Raw genomic sequence first — 2,703 nt, 5'->3', positions numbered from 1 at the left:
TTCCTGAGTCAGTTGGAAGGCGGCGGCGCGCAGTACAACCTGCGTGCGGCGCTGCGGCTGGACGGCCAACTGGACCTGGCGGCGCTGGCCGGGGCGCTGGACGCGGTGGTGCAGCGCCACGCGATCCTGCGCAGCACCTTCATCGAGGATGTCGAGGGCGCGCGGCAATGCGTGCAGCCGTCCTTGCCGGTGGCGCTGGAACGGCGCGATCTGTCGGCGCTGCCGGCGCAGGCGCAGGAACAGGCGCTGCAGGAGTTGATGGACGCCGAAGCGCGCCGCGACTTCGACCTCGCCCGCGCCGGCCCGATGGCCGCGCGCCTGCTGGTGCTGGGCCCGACCTCCCACGCCGTGCTGTTGACCATCCACCACCTGGCCACCGACGGCACGTCGATGACCATCCTGACGCGCGAGTTCATGGCGCTGTACGCCGCGCTGCGCCAGGGACGCAGCGCCGCCTTGCCGCCGCTGCCGTTCCAGTACGGCGACTTCGCCGCGTGGCAGCAGAGCGCGTTGGGCGAGGCGGTGCTGGGGCCGCAACTGGACTACTGGCGCCAGGCGCTGGCCGGTGTGCCCACGGTGCACGGGCTGCCGTTGGACCGGCCGCGGCCGCCGCAGCCGGATCACCGTGGCGCGGTGCATCAGCAAGTGCTCGATGGCGAGCTGCATGCGGGGCTGCAGCGCCTGGCGCAGCGGCACGGCTGCACGATGTTCGTGCTGGTCAAGGCCCTGCTGGCTGTGCTGCTGGGCAAGCACTCCGGACAGCACGACATCGTGCTGGGCGTGCCGGCGGCCGGCCGCAACCAGCCGGGTACCGGCGCGCTGATCGGCTTTTTCGCCAATACGCTGGTGTTCCGCCACGTGCTGGCCTGGGAGGCGACCTTCGCCACTGTGCTGGAAACGCATAAGGCGCAGGCGGCGGAGGTGTTCGCCCATCAGGACGTGCCGTTCGAGCTGCTGGTGGAGACGCTGCAGGTCGAGCGCAACCTGAGCCACGCGCCGTTGATCCAGGTGTTCCTGGCGTTCCAGAACTACGAGCAGCAGCGCCTGCAACTGGACGGGCTGCAGGTGGAGCCGTTGCTGACGCGCACCCACAACGTGCGCTTCGACCTGGAGCTGACGGTGCAGGAGCGTGAGGCGGCGCTGACGTTGCAGTGGAGCTATGCCAGCGCCTTGTTCGACGCGGCCACGGTGGCGCGCCTGGCCGCCGGCCTGCGCGAGCTGGCGCTGGCGGTGGTGGCCGACGACGGGCAGCCGCTGTCGGCGCTGTCCACGCTCACCGCCGCGGACCGGGCGCAGCTGGCGCATTGGAACGCCACCGCGCTGGCGGTGGCGGAGGCACCGCTGCCGGCGCTGATCGCCGCGCAGACGCGGCGCACGCCGGAGGCGACGGCGGTGGCCGATGGCCGCACGCGGCTGGACTACCGGACGCTGCTGGCGCGTGCCGATGGCCTGGCGCAGCGGCTGCGCGGACGTGGCATCGGCGCGGGCAGCCTGGTCGGGGTGTACCTGCCGCGCAGCGTGGACCTGCCGGTGGCGTTGCTGGGCATCCATCGCGCAGGCGCGGCCTATGTGCCCCTGGATCCGGGCTACCCGGCCGCGCGCCTGGCGTATGTGCTGGAGGACAGCGGCCTGCAGTTGGTGCTGACCGAGGCCGGGCTGGCCGGGCAGGTGGCCGCGCTGTCGGCGAGCGTGGACGTGATGCTGGTGGAGGATGTGCCCGTTGTTGAAGCCGATGCCGATGCCGCACACGCCGCGGTACAGCCGCAAGGCAGCGACCTGGCCTACGTGATCTACACCTCCGGGTCGACCGGCCGTCCGAAGGGCGTGATGGTCGAGCACCGCCAACTGGCCAACTTCCACGCGGCCATGCGCCAGTGCCTGGACCTGGAGCAGGGCGTGTGGCTGGCGGTCACGGCCTGTTCGTTCGACATCTCCATCCTGGAGTTGTTGTGCCCGCTGGCGCAGGGCTTCACCGTGGTGGTGGGCGACCATCAGCGGCATGCCGAGCCGGGCCATGCGTTCGCGGCGCTGATGGCGCAGCACCAGGTGACCCACCTGCAGTGCACGCCCTCGTTGCTGCGCATGTACATGGAGCTGCCGGAGTTCTGCCAGGCGCTGGCGGGGCTGCGGCTGCTGATGGTGGGAGGCGAGGCCTGCCCGGCACCGCTGGTGGAGCGGCTGGAGCAGCACACCCGGGCGCGGCTGGTGAACCTGTACGGCCCCACCGAAACCACGATCTGGTCCACGTCGGCGCCGTTGGGCGGCGGCCGGGCGGTCACCATCGGGCGGCCGGTGGCCAACACCCGCCTGCACGTGGTCGACGCCGCGCTGCGGCCGGTGGCCATCGGCGTGCAGGGCGAGCTGCTGATCGGCGGCGACGGCGTGAGCCGCGGCTACCTGGGCCGCGAGGAACTGACCGCCGAGCGCTTCGTGACGCTGGCCGAGGGCGAGCGTGTCTACCGTACCGGCGACCTGGTGCGCTGGCTGGACAGCGGCGAATTGCTGTACGTGGGCCGCTGCGATGCGCAGGTGAAGCTCCGCGGGCACCGCGTGGAGTTGGGTGAGATCGAGGCTCAGCTGATAGCGCTGGAGGACGTGCGCGAGGCGGCGGTGACGCTGCGCGCGCCCGCCGATGCCGAGCCGTTCCTGGCGGCCTACGTGGTGCCGCAGACGCCGCCACAGGACGAGGACGCCTGGCTGCTG

At 72.0% G+C, this 2,703-nt stretch carries 1 protein-coding gene; it reads left to right on the top strand.

Annotated elements, in window-relative coordinates; translation table 11 throughout:
* Positions 1–2,703: amino acid adenylation domain-containing protein (locus tag SLW52_RS21025; protein WP_320741229.1), on the top strand; the 2,703-nt coding region annotated here is incomplete at both ends.

Origin of the sequence: Xanthomonas sp. LF02-5 (genome assembly GCF_034105325.1) — a bacterium.
Taxonomy (GTDB): domain Bacteria; phylum Pseudomonadota; class Gammaproteobacteria; order Xanthomonadales; family Xanthomonadaceae; genus Xanthomonas_A; species Xanthomonas_A sontii.
Note: the sequence above shows the minus strand (reverse complement) of the source record. Positions and strands in the feature narration are given on the sequence as shown.